The 24,396-nt window shown below is 59.2% G+C and carries 17 protein-coding genes and 1 pseudogene; 8 read left to right on the forward strand and 10 right to left on the reverse strand.

Annotation, left to right across the window (positions count from 1 at the left end):
• The first annotated feature begins 98 nt into the window (after positions 1 to 98).
• The gene (metR, locus tag HU754_RS23965; protein ID WP_007916739.1) at positions 99 to 1,016 is read left to right on the forward strand and encodes a transcriptional regulator MetR; all 918 of its coding nucleotides are present in this window, start codon (positions 99 to 101) and stop codon (positions 1,014 to 1,016) included.
• A gap of 110 nt (positions 1,017 to 1,126) precedes the next feature.
• On the opposite strand, the gene HU754_RS23970 is transcribed toward metR, so the two are convergent.
• From HU754_RS23970 to nosR, 4 genes are all read right to left on the reverse strand, one after another.
• The gene (locus tag HU754_RS23970) at positions 1,127 to 1,624 is read right to left on the reverse strand and encodes a GNAT family N-acetyltransferase (RefSeq protein ID WP_186622908.1); all 498 of its coding nucleotides are present in this window, start codon (positions 1,622 to 1,624) and stop codon (positions 1,127 to 1,129) included.
• A gap of 2 nt (positions 1,625 to 1,626) precedes the next feature.
• Positions 1,627 to 2,265: a LysE family translocator gene (locus HU754_RS23975; RefSeq protein WP_093430595.1), complete on the reverse strand. Its 639-nt coding sequence runs from the start codon at positions 2,263 to 2,265 to the stop codon at positions 1,627 to 1,629.
• Positions 2,266 to 2,288: 23 nt separating this feature from the next.
• Positions 2,289 to 2,723: an NUDIX hydrolase gene (locus tag HU754_RS23980; protein WP_186622910.1), complete on the reverse strand. Its 435-nt coding sequence runs from the start codon at positions 2,721 to 2,723 to the stop codon at positions 2,289 to 2,291.
• A gap of 67 nt (positions 2,724 to 2,790) precedes the next feature.
• Positions 2,791 to 4,152: a response regulator c-di-GMP phosphodiesterase, NosR family gene (gene nosR, locus HU754_RS23985; protein WP_186622912.1), complete on the reverse strand. Its 1,362-nt coding sequence runs from the start codon at positions 4,150 to 4,152 to the stop codon at positions 2,791 to 2,793.
• Between the two features lie 252 nt (positions 4,153 to 4,404).
• Here nosR and HU754_RS23990 point away from each other — a divergent pair, with 252 nt between their 5' ends.
• From HU754_RS23990 to HU754_RS24010, 5 genes are read left to right on the forward strand one after another with little or no spacing between them, the layout of a single operon-like run.
• Positions 4,405 to 6,660 (forward strand): GGDEF/EAL domain-containing response regulator, encoded by a 2,256-nt coding sequence (locus HU754_RS23990; RefSeq protein ID WP_186622914.1) that lies wholly within the window; start codon positions 4,405 to 4,407, stop codon positions 6,658 to 6,660.
• The gene (locus tag HU754_RS23995) at positions 6,657 to 8,531 is read left to right on the forward strand and encodes a putative bifunctional diguanylate cyclase/phosphodiesterase (protein ID WP_186622916.1); all 1,875 of its coding nucleotides are present in this window, start codon (positions 6,657 to 6,659) and stop codon (positions 8,529 to 8,531) included. Before HU754_RS23990 ends, HU754_RS23995 begins: the two co-directional genes overlap by 4 nt.
• Before the next feature lie 40 nt (positions 8,532 to 8,571).
• Complete coding sequence (locus HU754_RS24000) at positions 8,572 to 9,525, forward strand: cytochrome-c peroxidase (RefSeq protein WP_186622919.1); 954 nt, start codon at positions 8,572 to 8,574, stop codon at positions 9,523 to 9,525.
• Positions 9,522 to 11,336 (forward strand): DAHL domain-containing sensor histidine kinase, encoded by a 1,815-nt coding sequence (locus HU754_RS24005; protein ID WP_186622921.1) that lies wholly within the window; start codon positions 9,522 to 9,524, stop codon positions 11,334 to 11,336. The genes HU754_RS24000 and HU754_RS24005 overlap by 4 nt, the downstream gene beginning before the upstream one ends.
• Positions 11,333 to 12,736 carry an ATP-binding protein gene (locus HU754_RS24010; RefSeq protein ID WP_186622923.1) on the forward strand — a complete coding sequence of 468 codons (1,404 nt, stop codon included), beginning with the start codon at positions 11,333 to 11,335 and terminating at the stop codon, positions 12,734 to 12,736. The genes HU754_RS24005 and HU754_RS24010 overlap by 4 nt, the downstream gene beginning before the upstream one ends.
• A gap of 7 nt (positions 12,737 to 12,743) precedes the next feature.
• Here HU754_RS24010 and HU754_RS24015 read toward each other — a convergent pair.
• Positions 12,744 to 13,593, reverse strand: a pseudogene (locus HU754_RS24015) (APC family permease).
• Positions 13,594 to 13,799: 206 nt separating this feature from the next.
• A complete protein-coding gene (locus HU754_RS24020; protein WP_186622925.1) occupies positions 13,800 to 14,621 on the reverse strand; it encodes a carbon-nitrogen hydrolase family protein in 822 nt (273 codons plus the stop codon).
• A 125-nt stretch (positions 14,622 to 14,746) separates the two neighbouring features.
• Here HU754_RS24020 and HU754_RS24025 point away from each other — a divergent pair, with 125 nt between their 5' ends.
• Together HU754_RS24025 and HU754_RS24030 are read left to right on the forward strand one after the other, a co-directional pair.
• Positions 14,747 to 15,547 (forward strand): helix-turn-helix transcriptional regulator, encoded by an 801-nt coding sequence (locus HU754_RS24025; RefSeq protein ID WP_186622927.1) that lies wholly within the window; start codon positions 14,747 to 14,749, stop codon positions 15,545 to 15,547.
• 172 nt (positions 15,548 to 15,719) lie between these two features.
• Complete coding sequence (locus HU754_RS24030) at positions 15,720 to 17,339, forward strand: FMN-binding glutamate synthase family protein (protein WP_186622929.1); 1,620 nt, start codon at positions 15,720 to 15,722, stop codon at positions 17,337 to 17,339.
• On the opposite strand, the gene HU754_RS24035 is transcribed toward HU754_RS24030, so the two are convergent.
• The 4 genes from HU754_RS24035 to HU754_RS24050 all read right to left on the reverse strand — a co-directional run bounded on the left by HU754_RS24035 (position 17,248) and on the right by HU754_RS24050 (position 24,396).
• Positions 17,248 to 18,924, reverse strand: coding sequence for a glycosyltransferase family 39 protein (locus HU754_RS24035; RefSeq protein WP_186622931.1), 1,677 nt, complete (start codon positions 18,922 to 18,924; stop codon positions 17,248 to 17,250). The two genes, HU754_RS24030 and HU754_RS24035, sit on opposite strands and share 92 nt — an antisense overlap.
• Complete coding sequence (locus tag HU754_RS24040) at positions 18,924 to 19,283, reverse strand: GtrA family protein (protein ID WP_186622933.1); 360 nt, start codon at positions 19,281 to 19,283, stop codon at positions 18,924 to 18,926. Before HU754_RS24040 ends, HU754_RS24035 begins: the two co-directional genes overlap by 1 nt.
• A 225-nt stretch (positions 19,284 to 19,508) precedes the next feature.
• On the reverse strand, positions 19,509 to 20,930 hold the full coding sequence (locus tag HU754_RS24045) for an amino acid permease (protein ID WP_186622935.1): 1,422 nt from the start codon (positions 20,928 to 20,930) through the stop codon (positions 19,509 to 19,511).
• A gap of 340 nt (positions 20,931 to 21,270) precedes the next feature.
• Positions 21,271 to 24,396: a dermonecrotic toxin domain-containing protein gene (locus tag HU754_RS24050; RefSeq protein WP_186622937.1), complete on the reverse strand. Its 3,126-nt coding sequence runs from the start codon at positions 24,394 to 24,396 to the stop codon at positions 21,271 to 21,273.

Consider the following 24,396-nt stretch of genomic DNA (forward strand, 5'->3'; position numbering starts at 1 on the left):
TCTGCCGTAAAAGAACGCGTCGATGTCGACAGCGCTATCATCATGAGACAAACTCACCATCTTTGCGCTTATCACAAGTTTTCCTCATGGAGCCTTCGGTGCTTGAAATCCGTCACCTGAAAACCCTGCACGCCTTGCGTGAAGCCGACAGCCTGGTCGATGCCGCCGACCGTTTGCACCTGACGCAGTCGGCGCTGTCCCACCAGTTCAAGGAGCTTGAGGAACGCCTGGGCATGGCGTTGTTCGTGCGCAAGACCAAACCGGTACGGTTCACCAGCGCCGGTTTGCGCTTGCTGCAACTGGCTGACGCAACCCTGCCGCTGTTGCGCGCCGCCGAGCGGGATATCGGCCGTCTCGCCGGTGGTACGGCCGGGCGTTTGCACATGGCCATCGAATGCCACAGCTGCTTTCAGTGGCTGATGCCGACCATCGACCAGTTCCGCGATGCCTGGCCGGAAGTCGAACTCGACCTCGCTTCGGGTTTCGCCTTCGCACCGCTGCCGGCGCTGGCGCGTGGCGATCTGGATCTGGTGGTGACTTCCGATCCACTGGAAATCGCCGGCATCACCTATGTACCGCTGTTCACCTACGAAGCCATGCTTGCCGTGGCCAATCAGCATGCGCTGGCGAGCAAGCCGTACATCGTCCCCGAAGACTTGCTGACGGAAACGCTGATCACCTACCCGGTGGAACGCGACCGTCTCGACATCTTCACACGCTTCCTGGAACCGGCCGACATCGAGCCGGCGCAGGTGCGTACTTCGGAACTGACGGTGATGATGATGCAACTGGTCGCCAGCGGCCGTGGCGTCTGTGGCATGCCGCACTGGGCGCTGCACGAATACAGCTCGCGCGGTTACGTGAAGGGTAAACGGCTGGGGGAAAAAGGCCTGTTCGCAACGTTGTACGCGGCGATTCGCACCGACATGCTCGATGCACCGTACATGCGGGATTTTCTCCTGACGGCGAAGGACACGTCATTCTCGACCCTGGACGGTGTCAGCGCGGTTCGCTGAGTCACTTGTGGGAGCGAGCTTGCTCGCGAAAGCGATGTATCAGACACACGAATAGTGACTGTCAGATTGCCTTCGCGAGCAGGCTCGCTCCCACAGGGATCAGCGCAATATCAGAGTTGACGCCACATGTGGATCTTGTCGAAGTAGTCTTCGCCCACCCGCACCGCCAACGGTTCGAGGCCGAACTGGATAAAGCCGCAGCGCTGGTAGAGATTGAACGCGGCGTCATTGCCGGCGGTAACGGTAAGCTGGAGCAGTTTCAGTGCCGGATGGTTTTGCGCTTCGGTAATGGCCGCCTGTACCAGTTCATGGCCCAGACCGTGCTGGCGAAAATCCGTCGAGACGTACATGCCGAACAACGTGGCCTTGTGGCGAGCCTTCTCGCGCGGTTCGAGGGCCAGGCCGACGATGCCGGCCAGCGCGCCGGCTTCAAACGCGCCAAGCACCACATCGAGCTTGCTGGTCAGACGCCCCTCCCACCAGCTCAATGGCATCACCGCGCGTTCGCGAACGCTGGAGGTGAACGCCTGCGGATGGCGGTCATAGGCTTCGAGCATCAGTTCGCGGTAAGCCAGGGCATGACTGGCGTCCAGCCGTTCGATCCACATGTTCACGCCGTCCTGCGTTGCTCAAGCATCAGCCGCACAGCGAGGCCGCCGAGGACGAAGCCCATGAAATAACGCTGCAGTGCCAGCCACGTCGGGTTACGCACAAACCACGAAGCGATGCCCGCGGCGAACAGCGCGATCAGCAAATTGACGCAGAAACTGACGCTGATCTGGGTCAGGCCGAGAATGATGCTTTGGGTGAACACCGAACCGTGTTCAGGGGAGATGAACTGCGGAAACACCGAGAGGTAGAACACGGCGATTTTCGGGTTCAGCGCGCTGGTGAGAAAGCCCATGGTGATCAGCTTTCGCGACGAGTCCGGCGGCAATTGCTGCGCCTCGAACGGTGAGCGCGCACCGGGTTTCACTGCTTGCCAGGCCAGCCACAGCAGGTACAGCGCACCGGCCCACTTCAGCACTTCATAGGCCATCGGCACTGCCAGAAACACCGCAGTCAATCCCGCAGCCGCGGCGAACATATGCACAAAGAATCCACTGACCACACCGAGCAACGACGTGACCCCGGCCTTGCGTCCCTGACAGATCGAACGCGAAATCAGATAGATCATGTTCGGCCCCGGCGTCAGCACCATCAGCAATGCGGCAGCGGCGAAGATCAGCAAGTCTTGAAGCGGGATCATGGCAAAGTCCTTTGCGTGGATGATCAGGCGATTGCGCTCAGCGATTTGCGATAAAACGGCAGGATCAGGTCACGTGTCAATGGCGCCAGAACCACAGCAGGATCAGTGGCCGGATCGACCCAGATCACTTCTTCGATTTCCGCCGCCGGTGTGACGTCGGCCTCGATCGTCAGTTGAAAGATCTCGGCCTGCACGACACACCCCGGCTCGTTGGCCGCAGGCGCCGAGAACTGGCCGAGAAAAGCCGCCTGCGCCGGATCGATCTGCAAGCCCAGCTCTTCTTCCAGCTCGCGGGCCAGCGCGTGCACCGGCAACTCATGCGCTTCGATCTTGCCGCCCGGTTGCATGAACGCCGTGGTGCCGCGCTTGCGCACCAACAGAGTCTGGCCTGCGGGATTGAGCAACAGCGCGGCGGCTATACGAATGAGGTTTGCAGAGACAACGGATGCACAAGTCATGGATCAGCCACCGGCCTGGAAAAACCGCAAGGATCCCATGCCCGGCCCAATGACGTCACCTCACCGATCATTCCCCCTGCGCCTTGAGCGTGGCTTCAACCTCCTCCGGCACCTTGACGAAAATCGTGTACTTGCCGCCCTCCATGGCTTCAAACGCAATCAGCTTTTCCACCAACAGCGAGCTGAGCACCTTGCCGGCATTGAGCAGCAGCATGCCGTTATCGGCATTGAGGTTGCGCGCCAGAATCATCCCCGCCGCCAGATCCCGAGTGGACAGCACCTTGACCGACGGATCGGCCAGCGTCACGTCGCTGAGGAACGCGGCACACACCTGAATGAAATCCTCGACCAGATCGGGATCGTACAAACGTCCGGCGTACTGGCGCAGGTACAGCAGCGCTTCATCGCTGTTCATCTGCCGCTCAAGGATCAGACCGCGCTGCAACTCGACGAAATCCACCGCCAGTTTCAGCAAGCGTGAGCCGAACGGAATGCCCTCGCCCTTGAGCCGGTCGGGAAAGCCGCTGCCGTCCCAACGCTCCTGATGATGCAGGATCAGACGCGCCGCATCCTTCATCGGGTCCAGGGTCATGAGCAACGATTCGCTCTGCTTCGGATAGCTGCGATAGCGCTCGCGTTCGGTATGGCGCAGCAGATCCGAGGGCGTGGTCATCATCGCGTCGGTCCAGCTCAGTTTGCCAATGTTGTACAGCGCCGCCGCCATGGTCAGATCACGGCTGGTGGCCTCGTCCAGACCGTGCTGTTTGCAGTAGCTGCGCACCAGCTCGATGATCTGCCGGTTGGTCTGTTTGGCAGGTGGCAAGCGCAGATTGGCCAGCAGCGAGAACACTTCGGTGCCGGTAACGTAGCTGTGCTTGAGCTCTTCGTACGCCAGATCAAGCATGTCGGCGGTCTGCTGCAGTTCGGCGGTGCGCGCTGCGACATGCTTTTCCAAAGTGCTGTTAAGCAGTTTGAGCTGATCGTTCTGCACCCGGGTCAAGCGCTCCAGCCGTTGGCGCTCCTGCTCGGAATGCTGGTGTTCGAGGGACTGGCGCAGAATCAGCAACAGCTCTTCGTCATTCCACGGTTTGCTGATGTACCGGTGAATCTGCCCGTCATTGATGGCTTTGATGATCGCCGCCGGGTCGGCATAGCCGGTGAGCATGATCCGCGCCGTCGCCGGAAAACGTTCACGGACATGCGCCAGCAACGAAGCACCGTCCATGCCCGGCATCCGCGCATCGCTCATCACCAGGTTGACCGGCTGCTGCGCGAGGATCTCCAGCGCCTGGGCGCCGCTGGTGGCCAACAGCAGATCGTAGGGTTGGCCGCGTAACAGGCGGCGCAGGCTGTTGAGGATCGACTCCTCGTCATCGACCAGCAGCACTGTGGGTCGATGCGCCGGCAGCGGCGCGGATGGCTCTTCCATGGCATGGCCTCAAGCAAACAGGGAAATTACGACGCACCAAGCCAACACTTCGCCGGTCCGCGCCTGAGTCCAAGGCTAGATGATTTTGGCCGGCATTCACGCCGATCTTTGTCCGGGGCCGAAAGCGCAGTGCCGGGGAGCCGACTATGCTGAAGACAGCGCAAGACTCCATCGGCTGATACAAACAGGCAAATGGCGAGGGAAAAGGATGCCCCGGATCACCACAGCATGCCTCCCCACGGGTGGCGCGGCATGACAGCGCCAACCGTGCACATCAATCGCCGCGTGCTGATCGTTGACGACAGCCCGGCGATCCATGGCGATTTCGCCAAGATTCTCAGCCCGGTCATCCCCGGTGACGATGGCTTGGGCGAAACCGAGAGCCTGCTGTTCGGCACGCCGTCCGCACCGCAAACCCAACATTTCGAACTGGATTCGGCGTTTCAGGGCCGCGAAGCCCTGGAAAAACTCGAGGCCGCGCTGGCAGAAAACCGCCCCTACGCCATGGCCTTCATCGACATGCGCATGCCACCGGGCTGGGATGGTTTGGAGACCATTGAACGGCTGTGGCAAGCCGACCCCAAGTTGCAAGTTGCGCTGTGCACGGCCTATTCCGATTATTCCTGGGAAGACATCGACCGGCGTCTGGCGCTGAACGACCGGCTACTGATTCTGAAAAAGCCCTTCGACGCCATCGAGATCCGCCAGATGGCCAGCGCCCTCACGGTCAAATGGCAGATGACCGAAGACGCCGAGCTGAAGATGGGCCTGCTGGAGCAAGCGGTGCAGGAACGCACCCGGGAGCTGTCCGACGCCAATGTGATCGTGCAGAACAGCCCGACCATTCTTTACCGTTTGCGCGGCGAACCCTCGTTTGCGCTGATGTACATCTCCCACAACATCACCCGTTACGGCCATGTCGCCGCCGACCTGGTGGGTTCGCCCGATTGGGCGCAGGCGCTGATTCATCCGGACGATCAGGCGAACGTCGATGCGGCCATGGCCCGGGTGCTGGATCGGCATGCGTCGGGCGCGTCCATCGAGTTCCGCATGCGCACCGGCCAGGGCACCTGGCGCTGGGTGGAGAACCGCTACATCCCGGTGCGCGATGATGACGGCCGTCTGCTGGAAGTCGAAGGCATCATCCTCGACATCACCGAGCGCCGCCTGGCCGAGGACAAGCTGGCCTTGCTCGCCCGCTCCGATGGCCTCACGGGGCTGGCCAATCGCGCCACGCTGATCGAGCGCCTGCATCAAGCGTTCGCCGCCGCACGACGAGGCGCCATGCCGTTCGCGGTGTTCTACCTGGACCTCGACCATTTCAAGCGGATCAATGACACCTTCGGCCACCCGGTGGGCGATCTGCTGTTGCAGGAAGTCGCCCGGCGCATCAAGTCCGATGTCCGCGAAAGTGACGTAGTGGCGCGCCTGGGCGGTGACGAATTCGCGATCCTGCAACTGGACGTCAGCGACCCGACCCAATCGGCCGCGATGGCCGCCAAGATTCGCGACACGCTGCTGGCGCCCTACCACCTGGCCGGTAATGCGCTGCATATTTCGGTGAGCATCGGCATCAGCAGTTACAGCGACCTCAGCCTCGATGCCGACGCGCTGCTCGGGCAAGCCGACATGGCGCTGTACCGCGCCAAGGAAATGGGCCGCAACCAGTACCACTTCCACTCCGAGGAAATCTCTCGGGAAGTGGCCGAACGCATGACCCTCGTCAGCGAGTTGATGACCGCCCTTGAGGGCAATGAGCTGATGCTGCGCTATGCGCCGGAGGTCGATCTGCACAGCGGCAGGATTCTCGGCATGGAGGCACAAGTCCTCTGGCAGCATCCTCGTCGCGGCCTGCTGCAGGCCTGCGACTTCGTGCCGATTGCAGAGAAAACCGGCGCAATCATTCCGCTCGGGCGCTGGGTGCTGGATCACGCCTGCCACCAGATGCATCTGTGGCGTAACGAAGGCGTCGCGCCGCCCGTAATGGCAATCAAACTTTCGCTGGCCCAACTCAAGAGCGGCCCCGAGCTGATCTACAACGTGCTGCGCACCACCGCCCGTTGGGAACTCGCCCCTTGGGACCTGCGTTTCGATGTCACCGAGGCCACACTGGCCCAGACCAAGTGGACGCACAACGACGCGTTGCCGCGCCTGCGTGAACTGGGCGTGAGCATCGCCATCGATGATTTCGGCACCGAATACTCCTCGTTCGACTACCTGAAAACCTACCGGGTCAATCACCTCAAACTGGCGCAGAGTTTCGTCGACAGTGCCGCCCACGATGTTGCCAGTGCCAACGCCCTGCGCGCGATGGTCAACTTCGCCCGGGATCTGGACATCGACATCATTGCTGAAGGCCAGCCGTCGTCGGATCAACCGTGCACGCCCACCGCGCCCCCGCTGCCCAGCACCCGGGGCATGTATTTCAGCGCAGCGGTCAGCGCCGAACAGGCCGGGCATTTGCTCAAGGACAGTTGCCGGCTGACACCAAAGGAGGACGAGGCATGAAAACGCCTTTTCCGCAGACCAACCGGCGCATCCTGATCATCGACGACACGCCGGCGATCCACGATGACTTTCGCAAGATCCTCGCCCCGCAGGTGAAGGACGGCGTCGATTTGCAGCAACTGGAGCAGACGCTGTTCGGCACCCAGCAGACGCCGCACCTGAGCTTCCAGCTCGACTCCGCCTATCAGGGCCAGGAAGCGCTGGCGCTGGTCAACCGCGCACTGGCCAGTGGTAATCCCTACGCCCTCGCCTTTATCGACATGCGCATGCCGCCCGGCTGGGATGGCCTGGAAACCATCGAGCAACTGTGGCGGGTCGACCCGAACCTGCAAATCGCCTTGTGCACGGCGTACAGCGACTACAGCTGGGAGGCGATGGCCGAACGGCTGGAGTTCGGCGATCAGTTGCTGATCCTGAAAAAGCCGTTCGACAGTCTGGAAATCCGTCAGATGGCCAACGCCCTGACCTGGAAATGGCAACTGGCGCAGGACGCGGCGCTGAAGATGCTCAGCCTTGAGCGGACCATCGAGGCGCGGGTGCACGAACTGCTCAAGGTCTCGCACCTGCTGCAATACGACAGCCTCACGGAGCTGCCCAACAGCACCCTGCTCGGTGATCGCCTGAGTCAGGCCATGGCCGTGTGCCGACGGCATGACAAACAATTGGTGGTGATGTTTCTCGGTCTGGATCGCTTCAAGCGCATCAACAATGCGCTGGGCCATCCGGCGGGTGACGAGATGCTCAAACGGGTCGCCCGGCAACTGTTGTCCTGCGTGCGCGATTCGGACTCGGTGTTTCGCTACGGTTCCGATGAGTTCGTGGTGATCCTCGGCGACATCAACCACCCTCAGCAAACCCACGGCATCGCGGAAAAACTCCTCGCCGCCATTCGCCTGCCGCAGACGATTGCCGGCCACGACGTCAGCGTCACCGCCAGCCTCGGCATCAGCGTCTACCCCGAAGACGGCCTCGAAGCCACCGAGCTGATCAAGAAAGCCGAGACCGCGATGCGCAACGTCAAGGAACAGGGGCCTGACAACATCGGCTTTTTTATCGAGGCCATGAACCAGCACGCCCGGGAACAGCACAGCATCGAGTCGGGCATTCGCCGCGCCCTGCAGGCGCATGAGTTCGTCCTGCACTATCAGCCGAAAATCGACCTGCGCAGTGCCAAAGTGGTGGGTGCCGAAGCATTGCTGCGCTGGCAGAAACCGGGGCATGGCTGGGTCTATCCGTCGGACTTCATCCCGGTGGCCGAAGACAGCGGCCTGATCGTGCCGTTGAGCAAATGGGTACTGGCTGAAGCTTGTCGTCAGACCCGTGCCTGGCAACTGGCCGGACTGCCGCCGATCCGCATGTCGGTCAACACGTCACCCATCGATTTTCGCCAGCGTGACTTCGTTGCCGGCATCGAGCGCGTACTTGAACAGACAGGTCTGGCCCCCGAATGGCTGGAGCTGGAAATCACCGAAGGCGTGCTGATGCAAAACGTCGAGGCGACGATGACGGCGCTCAAGCGCCTGAAAACGCTGGGCACGCGTCTGGCCATTGATGACTTCGGCACCGGCTATTCCAGCCTGAGCTACTTGCGGCGATTTCCCATCGATGTGCTGAAGATCGACCAATCGTTCATTCGCAACCTGTGCAACGACCGCAACGATGCCGCGCTGGTGAGCGCGATCATCAATCTGGGCAAGAGTCTGGAACTGGACGTCGTCGCCGAAGGCATCGAAACCGCTGAACAACTGGCCTTTCTCAAGGCCCATCACTGCGAAGAAGGCCAGGGTTACTTTTTCAGCGAAGCCCTGCCCGCAGACGCATTTGCGCGGTTGCTGGCCGGTACGCAACCCGCGCCCTGGACGATTGAATGATCACTGTGAAACCGGCCTGGAGTCAGGGAGACAATTGCCGATGAGCCTTTTCCATTACGGCATCGCGTTGCTGCTGTGCGGAGTCTGTATCGGCGCCAGTGCCGAGCCGCTGGACGAGCCGCTCAAACCGCTGCCCGCGGTGCCGCAGCAGGATCCCCGGCGCGTGGAACTCGGTCGACGGCTATTCCACGAGCCACGCTTGTCGATCAACAACACGCTGTCCTGCGCCAGCTGCCATCAACTCGACAAGAACGGTGCCGACAGCCGCGCCTTGTCGCAGGGCTTCGACGGCAAACCGGTGGCCGTCAACACACCGACCGTGTTCAACGCGGTCCTCAATTTCCGTCAGTTCTGGGATGGCCGCGTCGAAACGCTGGAGGAACAGAGCAACGTCGTCATCATCAGCCCCCATGAAATGGGCAGCGACTGGCGCACCGTGATCGAACGCATCGGCAACGACCCCGATTACCGTCGCGATTTCGCCGCCACCTACCCGGACGGCGTAACCCAGGCCAACGTCCAGCAGGCGCTGGCCAGTTTTGAACGCACCTTGCTGACGCCCAACTCACGCTTCGATCAATACCTGCTCGGCAACACCGACATCCTCACTCTGGAGGAAAAGTACGGTTACCAGCGCTTCAAGGAGTACGGCTGCATTGCCTGCCATCAGGGAGTGAACATCGGCGGCAACATGTTCCAGAAATTCGGCGTGTTCGGCGATTACATTGCCGATCGCGGCAACCCGACCGTGGCCGACCAGGGCCGCTTCAACGTCACCGCCGATGAAGCAGACCGGGCCGTGTTCAAAGTGCCGAGCCTGCGCAATGTCGCGATCACCGCGCCGTACTTTCACGACGGATCGGCCCCTACCCTCGAACGCGCCGTGGATGTGATGTTCCAGTATCAGTTGGGGCGGATGCCGAGCGCTGAGGACAAACGGCTGATCATGCTGTTTCTCACAACCCTGACCGGCCAACGGGAAGTCCAGCCATGATCAACATTTCGCGGCGACGCAGCCTGTTGTTGCTGACCCTGGTAGCCCTGGTGCTGGCCTCGATCCTGCTGTTCCTGTACTTCAAATCCAGCTCTGACCAGAGCATGACGTACACCGAATCGCGGGATCTGATCCGGCAGATCAAACAGCAGAATTCGCAGTGGGAGAACGAGATCCTCAAGGCCAGGGTGGCACTGACCCACAACTACGATCCACTGGTGTCACCGATGAATGAGATGAACCGGCTCTGGGCGCGCTTCGACGCGATCGAGTCCGGGCATGGGCGCAACGATTCGACGCAATGGAACGATGCTCACGAAAGCTTCCTGCAGGCGATGCAGGAAAAGACCCGTCTGGTCGAACAGTTCAAATCGCACAACGCACTGTTACGCAACTCCCTGGCTTTTTTGCCCACCGCTGAAGACGACATCCAACAGCAACTGGCCAGCCTGTCGGACTTCGATAAATTGCAGCTGCAAAACATCACCACCGACACCTACGACCTGCTGCTCAGCGCCCTCGAATTCGCCCAGGTCACCTCCGACGACCGGGCCGCCGACATCGAGGTCGGCCTGAACAAGCTGAAGGTCAATGCACAACGCCTGCCGCTCGCGTTTCAGACCCCGATCAGAATCCTGAGCAGCCATATCTCGCTGATTGCGCGCGAGCAGCCAGTGGTCAATCAGTTGCTCGAAAGCATCGAAAACATCCCCGTGGCCGAGCGCCTCGACAACATCACCACCATGCTCGATCACGACCAGCAAAGCGCCGATCGGGTCGACCGGCAATACCACTTCTACCTGCTGTTGTTTTCGGTCTTGCTGGTGTTGTCACTGGTGTGGCTGGCCATTCGTTTGATCGGTAGTTTCGCCGAAATCAATCGGGTCAATAACGCCCTGCAAACGGCCAACGATGCACTGGAACAAAGAGTCGAAGAACGCACCCGGGAACTGCGGGACGCCCAGAGCGAACTGCTCGACGCGGCACGTCAGGCCGGCATGGCGGAAATCGCTACCAATGTGTTGCACAACGTCGGCAACGTGCTCAACAGCGTGAACATCTCCAGCGACCTGATCACGCGCAAGCTGCGCAACAGCAAGGCCCAAGGCCTGGGCAAGGCCATGCAACTGATCAACGAACACCCGGATGACCTCGGCGTGTTCCTCAGCGAAGACGCCAAGGGCAAATTGCTCCCCGGCTACCTCAACCAATTGGTGGTCGCCATTACCCAGGAACAGCAGGAAATGCTCGACGAGTTGAACCAGATGAACAAAAGCGTCGACCACATCAAAGACATCGTCGCCACCCAGCAATCCTATGCCGGCGCCAACAGCATGACCGAACCGCTGTTCATCAACGAATTGCTCGAAGACGCGTTGCGCATGAACGCCGGGGCACTCACCCGGCACCACGTCACGGTGGTCCGGGAGTACGCTGACGTGCCGCAGGTGATGGGCGACAAACACCGTTTGCTGCTGATCCTGATCAACCTCATCAGCAACGCCAAATACGCCATGTCCGACCTCAGCAACCGCCCCCGGACCATGACCCTGGCGGTCAAAATTGTCGATGACAACTTCCTTGAAATCAGCGTCAAGGATGACGGCGAAGGCATTTCGCCGGAAAACATGACGCGAATCTTTGCCCACGGTTTCACCACCCGCAAGGAAGGCCACGGTTTCGGTCTGCACAGTTGCGCCCTGGCCGCCATCGAGATGAACGGCCACCTCACCGCGCACAGCGACGGCCCGGGCCAGGGTGCATTGTTCACCTTGCAGATCCCCCTGATCAGCGTCACGGAGAGCGCATGAGCGAGCTGTCGAACCGCCGCATTCTGCTGATCGACGACATGCCGTCGATCCATGAAGACTTTCGCAAGATTCTCGCGCCGCCGGCGGCGCAGTCCGTGGAACTGGACGAGATGGAAGCGGCACTGTTTGGCGCTCAGGTGCGCGCCGAACGTCCGCCGTTCGAGCTGGACTCGGCGTATGGCGGCGAGGAAGGTCTGGGCAAGCTGAACCAGGCCTTGGCGGAACAACGCCCCTATGCGCTGGCCTTTGTCGACATGCGCATGCCCGACGGCTGGGACGGCGCGAAAACCATCGAGCATCTGTGGCAGCAGGATCCACAGTTGCAAGTGGTGGTCTGCACCGCCTACTCGGATTATTCCTGGGATGAACTACTGGAGCGTCTGCAGGCGCATGACCGCTTGCTGATTCTGAAGAAGCCCTTCGACAACATCGAAGTGCAGCAGATGGCCAACACCCTGCTGACCAAATGGCAGATGACCGAACGCGCGTCATTGCAAATGCATCACCTGGAACATCTGGTCGATCAGCGCACGGCCCAGTTCAAGCAGGCCAGCGAAGACCTGCAGCGGGAAATCGACGAGCGCAAGCAACTGGAAAGTCAGCTGGTACAGTCGGAAAAGCTCGCCTCACTGGGGCAAATGGCGGCGGGCGTGGCCCATGAAATCAACAACCCGATCGGCTTCATCTCCTCCAACCTCGGCACCCTCGACGGCTACTTCAAACAATTGCTCAGCGTACTCGATACCTGGCAGACGCTTGGGCCAACACCAGACAGCGAATCCGTGGCGCGGCTTGAGCAATTGCGCAAAGACGCCGATCTGGATTTTCTCCTCGAAGACATTCCGGTACTGATCCGCGAATCCAAGGAAGGCATTGGCCGGGTCGGGCAGATCGTCAAGGACCTGAAGGATTTCTCCCGGGTCGATAGCCAGCAGCAATGGCAGTGGGCCAATCTGCAACAAGGCATCGAGTCGACCCTGAACATTGTCGCCAGTGAACTCAAGTACAAGGCCGACCTGATCAAGGAGTACCAGCCCCTGCCGGACATCGAATGCCTGCCGTCGCAAATCAATCAGGTGATCATGAATCTGGTGGTCAATGCGGCGCAGGCCATGGGCCCCGAACGCGGCACCATCACCTTGCGCACCGGGCAACAACAAGACACGGCGTGGGTGGAAGTCGCCGACACCGGCGCGGGGATTGCACCGGACATCCTGCAGAAAATCTTCGATCCGTTCTTCACCACCAAACCCGTCGGCCAGGGCACCGGGCTGGGCCTGTCCCTGTCCTACGGCATTGTGAAAAAGCACGGTGGCGACATTTCGGTACGCAGCGAACCTGGGGTGGGCACGACCTTTCGCATCGAGTTGCCGATGCGCCAGAGCCGACCCGCTGCCTGAAGACGCCTCAGGTCGCTTCCTGAAAGTCCATTTCCGGTGGCTGGCGACGGAAACCACCGGTGAGTACTGCCAGGTAAACAACGCCGATCGCCAGCCAGCTCAAGCCCAGGTACACCGCCAGGTGATCGAGGCTGACCATCAGCCACAAGTCCGCCACCAGCCCGATCAACGGGCAGAGCAGCGCGCGGGATGGTGCGGCGTGGATCGCGGGTTTCTTCGGTCAGCGTGCTGACCGCATCGAAGCCGAGGAACGAGTAGCAGGCGATGGCCGCGCCGCTCATGATCAGCGGCATTTGCATGTCGCCGTTGAAGAACGGCTTGATCGACCACAACGGCGTGCTCGCATCGCCACCGATGTAGTGCACGCACAGCGCGACGAAAGCGATCAGCACGAGGAACTGCACCAGCATCAGCAAGGCGTTGATGCCGTTGGCCAGTTTCAGGCCAATGATGTTGATCGCGCTGGTGATGCCGATAAAGCCCAGCACCCAGATCCATTGCGGGATCGACGGGAATGCCGAGGCCAGATAAGCCGCGCCGATCAGCCAGATCGCCATCGGCAGAAACAGGTAATCGAGCAACACCGCCCAACCGGCGATGAAGCCGAGTTTCGGGCTGATTGCCTTGCGCACGTAGCTATAGGCGGAACCGGCGACGGGGAATGCAGCGGCCATGCGCCCGTAACTCATGGCGGTGAAGAACATCGCCACCAGCGCCGCCAGATACGCGGCGGGCACCATGCCGGCGGTGGACTGGGCGAGGATGCCGAAGGTGCCGAGGACGATGATCGGCGTCATGTAGGCGATGCCGAACAGCACCACCGACCCTAATGAAAGGGTGCGTTGCAAACGAGCCATGGGCGACTTACTCCGAATGTTATTGGATTTATGGCAGAGCCGGGTTCGGCGAATGTTTTCGGGTGTGGCTGATCGTTCCCACGCTCTGCGTGGGAACGATCAGGTAAAACCTGAGTTCGACCCGTTGCTTCAGGTCGGCGTAACTCGAGCAATCAACTCGATCAGTCCCCTCTCCCTCCGGGAGAGGGCTAGGGTGAGGGCAGCGGTCAACGGCGTGGAATCAACAACTCGCGAACACCATCACCGTGCTCCACCACCTCCCCCGGCAACTTCAAGCGCTGATCATCCAGATAGCGGTAATCCCTGCGCGCAATCTCCAACCGCGCGAAATCCAGTTCAACGCAGAACGTCCCTTCCTCACGCCCGGCCTCGAACAACAACGTCCCCAGCGGATCGACCAGCGCACTGCCGCCGGCAAACATCAAACCGTCATCCCCGGCCTCGACGCGATTGACCATCAACGCAAAGGCCTGATTCTCCTGGGCACGGGCCATGATCGCGGTGCGGTGAGTCGGCGCGTACGGGTCCATGTTGCCGTTAGTCACGATCAGCAACTCGGCACCCAGTTGCGCCAAGGCACGGGCCGACTCCGGAAACTCGATGTCGTAGCAGATCAGCAGGCCAACGCGCACACCGTTCCACTCGCAGGTGGCGTAACGGTCGCCGGCCTCGAACACGCCGCGATCCGACGCCCACAGATGAGTCTTGCGGTATTTCAGGGCAATGCCTTCAGGGGTAATCAGCAGCGTGGTGTTGTAGAAGCGACCGTTGTCGTTCTCGGCCATGCCGATCACCACGGCGATGTCGCGTTCACGCGCCGCGGCCCGCACCGCGCTGACGGTCGGGCCGTCGAGCGGTTCGGCGGTTTGCGCCACGGTTTCGGCCGTCGGGAAGCCCATCAGGTGGGTCTCCGGGAACACGATCAATTGCGTGTCGGCCGCACACGCGGCAATCGCTGCCAGCGCGCGTTCGAGGTTGTAGGCCGTGGCATTGTCACGGCCTGCCAATTGCGCGAGTTCGACTTTCATGGGAATTCCTTGTGATAAGCGGCGGGCGCTGAAAGATTGCCCGGTGGCTGTCTGTGGGCCAGTATGCGCAGCAAGCAGCCGGCCAGGGAATTACGCGGCCGGGGTAACCCGATAGGGGTAGATCGATGACACTTTCGTTTGACGACATCACCTGGCACCGCGCCGTCGGGCAACTGATCGATGCGCTGGACAAGCCGAATTTCTGGGCGCAACTGGTGCGACTGCTCGACCAATACGTGCCGTTCGATAGCTGGGTGGTGCTGCTGTTCAGTGCCGATCAACACCCACAGGTCTTCGCCGAATGCCCCGGCGAAGACGGCAACCCTGACCCGTTGTTTCAGGATTATCTGCGTGGTCTGTACCTGCTCGACCCGTTCTACATCGCCTGCCGCGAGCAAACCCGCACCGGCCTGTATCGCCTCTCGGAAGTGGCGCCGGAGCATTTCGAACTGACCGAGTATTACCAGCGATACTTTCGTCTGAATGTCGTGGCCGATGAAATCCAGTTCAATTGTCAGCTCGAAGGTGAGCGCACGCTGTGTCTGTCGTTGGGCAGTGAAAAACGTTTCACTGGCGAACAGATTGCCCTGCTGTCATTGATTCAGCCCTGGGTGCTGGGTTTGTTGCGCCAACGACTACCCTATGAGATCAACGAAACCGTGGCCCTCGCCGCCGCCCCTGCCCGGGCTGACTGGCGGGTGCAACTGGAGGCGTCGGTGCAGCAACTCAAGGGCGCGCAGCTGACTGCCCGGGAACTGGATGTCGGGCGTTTGATGCTCAGCGGTTGCTCCAGTAAAGAAATCGCCCGTAAGCTGGAAATCTCCGTAGAAACCGTGAAAGTCCATAAGAAACACATGTACAGCAAGCTGGGGATCAAATCCCAGTCCGAGCTGTTTTCGATTTTTCTTCAGGCGCAAAACGCCTGATCGTTTGGTGAAGTTGCTTTTTTGTGGGAGCGAGCCTGCTCGCGAATGCGTCGGATCAGACAATAATTTTTCTACTGACAGGTCGCTTTCGCGAGCAGGCTCGCTCCCACAGGGATTTTGTACATCCCTGAGCCTTTCGCCGAAATCTCTGAGTCCGAACCAAGGAAACCGTATGAGCCTGTCACTCCTGAGCCGCTACGCCTTCTTTGCCGTCTGCGTGATTTTCACACTCGCCAGCCTGCCTTTCCTCGAACATGACTGGCTATGGCCAATCACCGCCGTCACCGGCGTACTCAGCCTGATCGGTCTGTTCGACCTGCTGCAAAGCCCGCACGCGGTACGGCGTAACTACCCGATCCTCGGCAATATCCGCTATCTGGTTGAAGGCATCCGCCCGGAGATCCGCCAGTACCTGCTGGAGTCCGACAGCGATGCCCTGCCCTTCTCCCGCGCCCAGCGCTCGCTGGTCTATTCGCGAGCGAAAAACGAAACCGCCGACAAACCGTTCGGCACGCTGATCGATGTCTATCAATCCGGTTTCGAATTCATCGGCCACTCGATGCGTCCGGCGCCGCTGAGCGACCCGAGCAGTTTCCGCGTCACCGTCGGTGGCCCGCAGTGCAGTCAGCCGTACTCGGCCTCGGTATTCAACATCTCGGCGATGAGCTTCGGTTCGCTCAGCGCCAATGCCATTCGCGCGTTGAACCAGGGCGCGAAACTCGGCAACTTCGCCCACGACACCGGTGAAGGCAGCATCAGCCCGTATCACCGCGAACACGGCGGCGACCTGACCTGGGAGCTGGGCAGTGGCTACTTCGGCTGCCGCACCAGCGACGGCCGTTTCGACCCGGAACGCTTCGCCACCCAGGCACAGAACCCGCAAGTGCGGATGATCGAAATCAAGATGAGCCAGGGCGCCAAACCCGGCCACGGCGGCATCCTGCCCAAACACAAAGTCACCAGGGAAATCGCTGAAACACGCGGCATCATGATGGGCGAAGATTGCGTCTCGCCGTCGCGCCACAGCGCGTTTTCCACGCCGCTGGAAATGATGCAGTTCATCCAGCAACTGCGTGAACTGTCCGGCGGCAAACCGGTAGGCTTCAAGTTCTGCCTCGGCCATCCGTGGGAGTTCATGGGCATCGCCAAAGCCATGCTGGAAACCGGCATCCTCCCGGACTTCATCGTCGTCGACGGCAAGGAAGGTGGCACCGGCGCCGCACCGGTCGAGTTCACCGACCACATCGGCGTACCGATGCGCGAGGGCCTGCTGTTTGTCCACAACACCCTGGTCGGCCTGAACCTGCGCGACAAGATCAAACTCGGCGCCAGCGGCAAGATCGTCAGCGCCTTCGACATCGCCAGCGTGCTGGCCATCGGCGCCGACTGGGCCAACTCTGCGCGCGGCTTCATGTTCGCCATCGGCTGCATTCAGTCGCAAAGCTGCCACACCAACAAATGTCCGACCGGCGTCGCCACCCAGGACGCCCTGCGCCAGCGCGCCCTCGTCGTCCCGGACAAGGCGCAGCGAGTTTTCAATTTCCACCGCAATACCCTCAAGGCACTGGCGGAAATGTTGGCAGCGGCTGGCCTCGAGCATCCGTCGCAACTGTCGGCCAAGCACTTGGTGCGGCGCATGTCGGCGACCGAGATCAAGTTGTTCTCGCAGTTGCATGTGTTTCTGAAACCGGGGGAATTGCTCACCGGGGAAGTGAATGGCGAGTTTTACTCGCGGATGTGGCAGATGGCACGGGCGGACAGTTTTGAGCCGCAGGAGGTGGCTGCAGCCTAGGCCCAAGCGTGGAGTAAGTGCCGGTCGCTATTGCGTTCGGTACTGGCTCTGCGATGAACAAATACGCCGAAATCCGCCCCCCATGAAGGGTGAACCGGGGCGAACGCCCCTTCGCAAACAGTGGTCTCTCGCCATGTAAGCCAGCATCCGTTACCCACCAGATTCTTAGGTTGCGGCAATCAAGAACAGTCACGCCGTCAATGTAGGTGAGGCGAACCGGATCGCTGATCAGACTCAGAACACCGCGACGGGTGAGCTTCAAAAAATCATCCAGTGAAGATCGCACTTCAAATCTCAGATCAACACCAGCGGAGCTGTAGTAAGAGAACACCGGAAACCAGTACGCAGAAGCGATGATGACCTGGTCACCAGGCAGCGCGTTCTGATTCAACTGCATTACCAATGAAGCAAACCCCGTGTCTTTGCGCACGTTTGTACCGTTTAATTCATCGTTTTGTCGGTACACCATCGTTAGCCCGTGCACTTGGACAACCACCACAAAAAACAGAACTGCACTCGCCAACCAAATTCGACGTTTCCCCCAGTTATCCAGCGCGACCGCTGTCATCATTGCCAAAGCCGGAGCCGAAAAAAACAGGTATCGAGGTACAAATAGCGCATGCACCAAGGCAATCAGATAGAGAGCAATCAGCGGCACAAAAAAATAGCTGACCAGCAGCCAGTTGAAGCGTTGTTCATCAGAGCTGTTCGCAATGATTGTCGCAGCAAACAGCAACATCAATACCAATGGAAGCAACCTCAACATCGGCGACTGGAGGCTGTCGGTGGCGATTACGGAGAACTGCCAGACAATCATCAAGGCTTGCTGCAACGTCACGGGGGCTATCCAATCCAATAACCCCGTGTCAGCCAATTGATTGAAGAGATGGGGGATCCAGGGCAGGTACAAGAACACGACAGCAATGTTGGTGATCAGCCATTCCCCAGGCCCAATGGTCACCACGGTCCGGGAACTGCGACTCTGCCACCAGAACAACCAATGCACCAACACACACAAACCGGCGAAGTAATGCGTATAAAACGCAGCAACCATCAGCAACGCGTAAATCACCGCAAAACGTTTTTGCTCCGGCGCCCGTGCCCAGTACACCAATGCCAGGGTCGCTCCCATTAGCCAGAATCCAAGCAAGGTGTACATCCTGGCTTCCTGGCTAAAACGTATCGAAATCGGTAACAACGCCAACAGCAATGCCGCAATCCACGTCGCCCGACGCGTTGAGATCAGGCTCATCAACTTGATACACAACAATAACGTGCCGACATCCGCCAACACGCTCAAGGCTCGTGCCGGCAATGGAGCATCACCCCACACTTCCCCCCAGTAATGCAAGAACATGTAGTAGAGCGGCGGATGAACGTCCAGGCTCGTCAACGCCCAGATGCGTGCCGGCGTTTCCCGCGCAAGCAGTAGGCTATAGGCCTCGTCGCCCCATATCGCCGGTACAGTAATGGAGTGGAAGCGTACGAACAGTGCAATGATCAACACCGCAACCAAAGCCAGTCGATCCAATTGCGCTGGCGCAGGAGATTGTCCAAAGAGCCCAACAGCCAACAAGTGCTTCATCACCGTTGCTCACGCAACAGCACGTACCTGAAAAAGCAGTAACCGACCAGAAAATTGATCAGCGTAAACACCACCACAGTCATCAGTCCCGGCCAATGACGCGCATCGGCAATCGTACCGATGCCGAAACTCACTCCGCCCATCAGCACAATGAACAATAGATAGCCGAACACCGAAGCTCTGCTCTCGAAGATGTACAGCATGTTTACGTAAAACGAGAACACAACCGCAACGCAGAAAGCAGCAAAATTACTGGCGGCCTGGGTCAACCCGACGGCGGTGCACAGGACGAAGAAAATCTGCCAATGGATCAATCCTTCGGCGATTCCGATACCCGTCAATGCCGAGAATCCCTTCATGCCGGTGCCCCGCTCTTGCCACGTTTGGCGAAGCTTCAACCTAGGCCAAGGCAGGTGCCAGGTCTACTGTCAGAAATTACAGGTGCGCGGCTACTTCCGACGAGTGGACATCACACTGCCACTGCAGCAAGCGCAGGTGGCTCAGCCTTGGAGACGATCCGCGGCACGGGCAATAAAAAGCCCCGGTCTCTCGACCGGGGCTTGGTTGATGCAGACGCTAAAAACTTACGAAGCCGAACGTACCGCACCTTGCGCTACGTTGCTCGGTTGCAGCTTGAACACGTAGAACAACACCGTTAGCAGCACCAGGAACGCCGGGCCCACATACAGCGCCACGCGCGTGTCCGGGAAGTACGCCATCAGGCCGACCACCAGCACCAGAAACGCTAGCGCAAAGTACGAGCTGACCGGGTACAGCCACATCTTGTACTTGAGGCCGGCACGTTCGCTGGCGCTCAGGCCTCTGCGGAATTTCAGTTGCGCCAGCAGGATCATCACCCAGGTCCAGATCGCGCCGAAGGTGGCAATCGAGGTCACCCAGACAAAGACTTTTTCCGGCACCAGATAGTTGAGCAGCACGCCCAGCAACAACGCACCGATCGACAGCAACAGCGCACGACGCGGTACACCGTTATTCGAAGTCTTGGCAAAACCGGCCGGTGCCTGGCCGTTCTGCGCCAGACTGTAGAGCATGCGTCCGGTGCTGAAGATACCGCCGTTGCACGACGACAACGCTGCGGTGATCACCACGAAGTTGATGATGCCGGCGGCAGTCTTGATGCCCAGACGCTCGAAAGTCATCACGAACGGACTGCCCTGGGTGCCGATTTCGTTCCACGGGTAGATCGACAGAATCACGAACAGTGCACCGACGTAGAACAGCAAAATCCGCCAGAACACCGAGCCGATCGCATCGGGAATGGTCTTCTGCGGGTTCTTCGCTTCACCGGCGGTCAGGCCGATCATCTCCACGCCGAGGTAGGCGAACATGACCATTTGCAGGGACATCAGCACGCCGGTCACGCCGTTGGGCATGAAGCCGCCGTGGGCCCACAGGTTGGAAATCCCCAGTGCCACGCCGTCATTGCCGAACCCGAAGGCGATGATGCCGACGCCGCCGATCACCATCGCAATGATGGTGACGATCTTGATCAGGGCGAACCAGAATTCGAACTCACCGAAGGCCTTTACCGCGATCAGGTTGACCGAACCCATGCTGACCAGCGCCGCGAGGGCCCAGATCCAGCGCGGTACATCGGGAAACCAGATGCCCATGTACACGGCCACTGCGGTGATTTCCGCGACGCAGGTCACCAGCCACAGGAACCAGTAATTCCAGCCCGTGAGGAAGCCCGCCAACGGACCGAGGTAGTCTTGCGCGTAACGGCTGAACGAGCCGGCGACCGGGTTGTGCACGGCCATCTCACCGAGAGCGCGCATGATCACCAGGATCGCCAGACCACCCAGAATGTACGACAGCATGATCGCCGGGCCGGCCATTTCGATGGCCTTGGCGGAACCTAAAAACAGACCGACGCCGATACAGGCACCGAGTGCCATCAGGCGAATATGCCGTTCGCCGAGTTCGCGTTTGAGCGGACCGCCCTGAGCGGTGTCGCCGTGAGGCAGTTGATTGCCGACTGGCATAGGGGTGCAACCTCGTCTTGTTATTGGATATGACCACCGAGTGTCGAAGCATCGGCCGATAAGCCCTGGCTTGAAATGAAACCGCGCCTGCTTTGTGAGCAGACACGTCTTGCAGGACAGCCTGCAAGATCAGCGGGACGTGCAGTATAAAAAGCCTTTGGCAGGGCATTTCACTCTATAAATCACAAGATTAAGGGGGAGTTACCGCAAAGAAGGCAGTTGATCGAGCAGATCAACTGGTAGCTGTAGGAAAACTCGCCACTAAAAGCGGTGGCGAGTATTGCACAACCTTGGTGCATCGTCTTTTCAACGTGCGTTTTTTATCCAGAGGAATCCGCTATCAGGCCGCGCTGCTTTGCCGCGCTGGGTCGGTCACGGTTTTCACGACTTTGGAACCGGTTCTGATGATCTTGTTCTGAGGAAAGGCTTTCGCCTGTCGGGTTGGCTTGTCAAAAAAACCGGGATCTTTAACGGAATATTGTGCAATGGTCGGGGCACCGTACTGGGCTTGGTAGTGAAGCATCCATTCACCCGTCGTCCGCTCATATTTCATGTAGGCGAACCCCGTCAGAATCATATACGCGTTGCCGCTTTCATCATTACGCAACCCGTAATCCGGAAACTCCATGGCGGTACTCAACCCCCAACCATGTGCGTGGTCGGGTAGATCGTTGTATTGAGCAGCCTCTTTGCCCGCTTCCACGTGTCTGACGCGCAGGACATTTTCCCCCATCTGATCCACGGTAAAAGAGCAGCCGCTGAACCCGGGCGTAAACACATGATCGGGCTCACCCCATCGCGGGTGAACGGGTATGTCCACGTATCCTCCCTGAGGAGCCCAATACCCCAACAACGCATTGCTCTGATGTGGCAGTTCGTTAGGGGTGCTCCACACGCTGATGGCATTGAACTCACTCTCCACCGCGCCGGACGTGGTCATCCGTTGCATGGAAAAAATCATCTGCCCTCCTCCTTGGGTATTGGTCATTTGCGGGTCTACGTTGAGGACATCCGACCAGAACTGCGACTTGAAAAGATCAGTGCTGACAGGAAGATGATCGAATTGTGGGGCGGCCAGGGCCTGAAGAATATTCGTCGGCCTGCCCGTGAAAGGGACGAATTCAAATGGCCCCCAATCATAGGAAAGATGGCGAACATCGTTGAGCGTCACCACTTCGATCCGAGGCTCCCACAGGCCGTTGGGCAAAAGTTCGCGGCTGAAAGGCGGGCGCAGCCAAACGGGTCTGCCGGAGGTACCTGGCTGCTGTCCGCTGACAACGTCCGTTTCATGCAGATCATCGGTAATATTGCCGCCGAACAGCGACTGCGGTTGCCATTGATCCGGCGCCACTTGCCGGTATCTGCGAGGCGCAAGTTCGTTGAAAGCCGAATCGACGAGGAGGACGTCGACACTTTCCGCGTTCAGGGTGAAATCATTCTTGACCCGGTACACCGCGACCTTGCCACGCTCATCTATATTGCGGATATAACGGCGCAGTCCATCAGCACTTTGCAAGATGCCTTTGCCTGCCGGGCTGAGACGCGCGAGTTCGGATGGTTTGACGGCATAGCGACGAAACTGCCTGTTACTGAACCCGGCCGGTGTCGGTTCGACTGATGTCGAAGGCGGCGGCAAGGCATGCTGCCATTCGCCGGCGCCATCTTGTTCAACAATCGGCTGATAAGCCTGCGGTTTGTTCGGGTGCAGAATTCTCGATTGCCCGGTGGCCGGTTCGATGACTTTCTCGAAGACGCCGTCCTCGACCTTCACATAGTGTCTGGCGCCGACCGCAAACTGATTCTGTGGATCAGGTTCCACGTCTGCCAACGACACATCGCTTCGATAGGGTACAAGGTCAGGCTTCCACAAACGCTTCTGTCCACCGGGCATTTCAATCGGCGTGAATTCCGAATGAACGCCGGCCAGCAACGGCAGCGTCGCCACACCAATGCCGATGTTTTCCAGCACGTCGGTGATGTGTTCCCAACCGGCTTCCCTATCGCCCTTGCTGAGATCTTCAAGCCCTTCCAGCACTTCGTCCATCAGTTGCACGGCGGACACTCCGAGCATGACCAAGCCCAATGGAGGTACGGCAAAAGACAGTACATTCAGCGCGGCCAGGCCGACTTCGAGGAATATCGCGAGCAAGGATTGCTCATCCCGCACATCGGCATCGGCATTGGACACGGCAGCGTCGCGGGCATCGCTGAAAATCCGCTGGTTGAACTCCCGCTGCAATGTTGTCCAGATGTCATAGTGCTGGACCCAGGGATCACCTGAAGGGTCCAGCACCCTGAGCTGCAGAAGAAAATCGGGATCATGCTTTTGCCGACGGGTTTGATGATCCCATAGCCGCGGCTTGCCTGACGCCGTTGGAATCTCTTCGGTAAAGCTGTAGTAGAACGTCGACCGATCCCTGTAACGCAAGAACCGGCTGAAGAAATGCTGATAGGCCGTTGGCGCCTTGGGTGAGTCACTTTCAGCGCGGCGCACGAACTGTTCGGTCAATCGGGCCTTGAGTGCCGTCACTGTGGCGTAGTGCTTTACGGGATGATCGGGGTCGTCGGGAATGTAGGCGATGAAATCGTTATTGGCGAAACCGTCAACGGTCGGCAGCAGGTCATCCAGAATGCTTTCATCGTCCGGATCGGCGATCTCGAAAATGATACAGCTGTGTACGGGCAACTCATTGAAACTCAAGCTGCGATACCACAGCGTCTTACCGTTGACGTGAACAGGTTCCTGCCCTGCTGCACTCGACATCAACGCTGCAAAATGTTCCGGGCGAATATCACCCTTACATAAGGCAATATAACTCGCAGCCCTCAGTGCTGCTTTCTGGTAATTGACGAACAGCTTATTCAGTTTGTCGCGAGCATTGCCGTCAGCCCAATGAAGTTCATTATGCAAATAATCCTGATACTGTTTGCCGATATCCAGTTGCCTGCATAACCCGATGAACTCATGAACATCAAGTCCGACGTCGACTGTCTTTCCACCTGAAACTGTCACATAGCAATTCGGCTTGAAAAAGAACATCGCCTTTTTTTCAGGCGAATGGTTATGCAGGGCGGCGTCAAGCAGCGAAGCGGGTGGAACTTGCGAGCTGTGAAAATCACTTTTACCGGACAAATCCACCTGTACCCGATTGACGTCCAGATCCAGCCCGGCGCTTTCCTTGATGGCCTTTGCCAGCAATGGCGCGGCGAATTCATGAGGTGTTTGCACGGAGGCCATGGCGCTATTCAGCAACGTATGCGCCGCGACACTTTCTTCGATCAGGTGTCGCGCTTCTTCGCGTTGTTTCGGCGACGCAATCTTTAACCATTGTGGCGCATCGGCATCAAACGTCTTTAACATCTCAAGGTTTTCTTTTGACATACCCAACAGTGCTGACGGCGTTGCGGCCTTAACAATATCAACATGCTCGGCAATACTGAAAACCTGACCACGAGATTCCAACAT

The sequence above is a fragment of the Pseudomonas zeae genome (assembly GCF_014268485.2).
GTDB classification, from domain to species: domain Bacteria; phylum Pseudomonadota; class Gammaproteobacteria; order Pseudomonadales; family Pseudomonadaceae; genus Aquipseudomonas; species Aquipseudomonas neuropathica.

What these genes read in the sequence shown, in the direction of transcription:
- HU754_RS23970 (WP_186622908.1), bottom strand. Translation starts at nt 1,624, where the DNA reads ATGTGGATCGAACGGCTGGACGCCAGTCATGCCCTGGCTTACCGCGAA.
- HU754_RS23975 (WP_093430595.1), bottom strand. Translation starts at nt 2,265, where the DNA reads ATGATCCCGCTTCAAGACTTGCTGATCTTCGCCGCTGCCGCATTGCTG.
- HU754_RS23980 (WP_186622910.1), bottom strand. Translation starts at nt 2,723, where the DNA reads ATGACTTGTGCATCCGTTGTCTCTGCAAACCTCATTCGTATAGCCGCC.
- nosR (WP_186622912.1), bottom strand. Translation starts at nt 4,152, where the DNA reads ATGGAAGAGCCATCCGCGCCGCTGCCGGCGCATCGACCCACAGTGCTG.
- HU754_RS23990 (WP_186622914.1), top strand. Translation starts at nt 4,405, where the DNA reads ATGACAGCGCCAACCGTGCACATCAATCGCCGCGTGCTGATCGTTGAC.
- HU754_RS23995 (WP_186622916.1), top strand. Translation starts at nt 6,657, where the DNA reads ATGAAAACGCCTTTTCCGCAGACCAACCGGCGCATCCTGATCATCGAC.
- HU754_RS24000 (WP_186622919.1), top strand. Translation starts at nt 8,572, where the DNA reads ATGAGCCTTTTCCATTACGGCATCGCGTTGCTGCTGTGCGGAGTCTGT.
- HU754_RS24005 (WP_186622921.1), top strand. Translation starts at nt 9,522, where the DNA reads ATGATCAACATTTCGCGGCGACGCAGCCTGTTGTTGCTGACCCTGGTA.
- HU754_RS24010 (WP_186622923.1), top strand. Translation starts at nt 11,333, where the DNA reads ATGAGCGAGCTGTCGAACCGCCGCATTCTGCTGATCGACGACATGCCG.
- HU754_RS24020 (WP_186622925.1), bottom strand. Translation starts at nt 14,621, where the DNA reads ATGAAAGTCGAACTCGCGCAATTGGCAGGCCGTGACAATGCCACGGCC.
- HU754_RS24025 (WP_186622927.1), top strand. Translation starts at nt 14,747, where the DNA reads ATGACACTTTCGTTTGACGACATCACCTGGCACCGCGCCGTCGGGCAA.
- HU754_RS24030 (WP_186622929.1), top strand. Translation starts at nt 15,720, where the DNA reads ATGAGCCTGTCACTCCTGAGCCGCTACGCCTTCTTTGCCGTCTGCGTG.
- HU754_RS24035 (WP_186622931.1), bottom strand. Translation starts at nt 18,924, where the DNA reads ATGAAGCACTTGTTGGCTGTTGGGCTCTTTGGACAATCTCCTGCGCCA.
- HU754_RS24040 (WP_186622933.1), bottom strand. Translation starts at nt 19,283, where the DNA reads ATGAAGGGATTCTCGGCATTGACGGGTATCGGAATCGCCGAAGGATTG.
- HU754_RS24045 (WP_186622935.1), bottom strand. Translation starts at nt 20,930, where the DNA reads ATGCCAGTCGGCAATCAACTGCCTCACGGCGACACCGCTCAGGGCGGT.
- HU754_RS24050 (WP_186622937.1), bottom strand. Translation starts at nt 24,396, where the DNA reads ATGTTGGAATCTCGTGGTCAGGTTTTCAGTATTGCCGAGCATGTTGAT.